Below are 1,929 nucleotides of genomic sequence, written 5' to 3'. Positions count from 1 at the left end.
ATATTTTTAAAAGTCAAAATAAAATGTTAGATTTACAAAAGTTACATATTTGTAACATTATAAAATAAAATACGTCTAACAATTATGGCACGAATAAAAATCAGAAATGTTGAACAATGGAGAGAGGTACTCGCCAAAAAAGTAGTCCCTGTTAAATTAACAAAAGTGTCTCGAAGAGTTATTAGTCATTGGTATGAAGTAGGGCTTATTGATAGTGAAGAAAAAGAAGATCATAAAAGTCGTTACCTATCCTATATGGAATTTTATTGGGTATGCATTATGGTAGAGTGTCGAAAACTTGGATATTCAATTAAGAATCTAAAGAAGGTAAAAGAAAAATTACATAGTATGATCCCTTCTGATTTTATGGGTGAGGAAATTCCAATGCTAGAAGAAGCTGTTTTGCATATGATAAAAAACAGGCAATCCTTATACCTAGAATTGACAAATGAGGGAGAAGCTGTAATTATTAATGAAAAAGCATTTCATTATGGATCAAGAGCAAGTTTTTACACAAGTAATATTATAATACGATTAAATCGTTTGTTTAGAGATAGAATAAAAAATATTCATTTTCGTACTGAATTTATTAATTATCCTAAGCTTAGTGAAAATGATAGGGTCGTAGTAGCATCTTTAAATGATGACAATACGCAAAGTATAACGATCACCAAGAAGAACAATGAAGTGGAACTTATCGAAATTGAAGAAGATATAATTGTTGATAAGAGAATCATAGATATTCTAAATGAAGAAGATTATCAGACAATAGAAATTAAAAAGCATAACGGAAAAATTTCAAAGATTAAAAGAACAGTAAAACATAAACCAACCAAAAAAGAAGATGATTAAATAAAGAAGAGCGATGTTATCATCGAGCAAGATCACAAGTGGGCTATGTTGACCAGAAACAATGGAAATATAGCTATGATACGATCGGATTATGTTATCCCATAAACAAACAAAAAAAAGAAAAAGAAAAAGAAAATCAAGCACTAAATATGTAAATTGTAAAGGCAGAAAAAAAGTATCGAATGCACTTTTGCCAATACCTGTCATAGAAAAAATGACTCTTGAAAAGTTAAAAACTTTCAAGGGGTTTGAAAACATTGAAAAAGAAGAAGCAGAACATATCATAGCTAGCCTAGAAGCCTATTGTAAGATTGTTGTGTGTCGCTTAACATTAGAAAAATAGCATTAGATGAAAAATAACGATTTCACAGCCTTCGCGAAATTTGCAAAAGCTTCAAAGATTCCTCAAATTAACTCCCACGGTAAAGCTGTTATATATACCCGTGTCTCTACAAAGGATCAATTAGACAATGCTAGTTTAGAAACACAAAAGAAGTATTGTGAATTGTTTGCAAAGAAGAAAGGCATAGAGGTGTTGGAGTACTTTGGTGGGACACATGAATCTGCACAATCTGATGAGCGCAAAGAATTTCAAAAGATGCTTACCTATGTAAGAAGGCATAAGAAAGAAGTAAGGTGTATCATTGTCTATTCTTATGATCGTTTTTCAAGAACAGGGGCTAATGGCGCTTACATTAGTGATCAACTCAAGAAAAAGGAAGGAATCATTACCTTATCTGTACTGCAAGAAGTAGATGTTACAACAGCATCAGGCTCTTTCCAACAAAACCTTTATTATATGTTTTCTCAGTTTGATAATGAACTAAGGAGAGACAAATCGGTTTCAGGGATGAAGGAGAAGCTTCGTAAGGGCTTTTGGATAGCTACCGTTCCCTTTGGCTATACAAATCTAAATCCAGGCAAGGGAAAGGTTCAAAACATTGTTATCAACGAACAGGGGAAGTTATTGAGGTATGCTTTTAAGTGGAAGGCTAATGAGAATCTAAGCCATAGAGAGATTGCAGAGAAACTTGAAAGAAAAGGATTGATTATTAATCAAAAGAAGCTGAGTGATTA

At 32.2% G+C, this 1,929-nt stretch carries 3 protein-coding genes; all 3 read left to right on the top strand.

Annotation, left to right across the window (positions count from 1 at the left end; translation table 11 throughout):
* The first annotated feature begins 84 nt into the window (after positions 1-84).
* Positions 85-852 (top strand): MerR family transcriptional regulator, encoded by a 768-nt coding sequence (locus ACFO3O_RS22335; protein WP_379983042.1) that lies wholly within the window; start codon positions 85-87, stop codon positions 850-852.
* A gap of 91 nt (positions 853-943) precedes the next feature.
* A complete protein-coding gene (locus tag ACFO3O_RS22330; protein WP_379983041.1) occupies positions 944-1,195 on the top strand; it encodes a hypothetical protein in 252 nt (83 codons plus the stop codon).
* A gap of 6 nt (positions 1,196-1,201) precedes the next feature.
* On the top strand, positions 1,202-1,929 hold a 728-nt coding region (locus tag ACFO3O_RS22325; RefSeq protein WP_379983040.1), incomplete at its 3' end, for a recombinase family protein.

Source organism: Dokdonia ponticola, assembly GCF_042653865.1.
Classification (GTDB): domain Bacteria; phylum Bacteroidota; class Bacteroidia; order Flavobacteriales; family Flavobacteriaceae; genus Dokdonia; species Dokdonia ponticola.
Note: the sequence above shows the minus strand (reverse complement) of the source record. Positions and strands in the feature narration are given on the sequence as shown.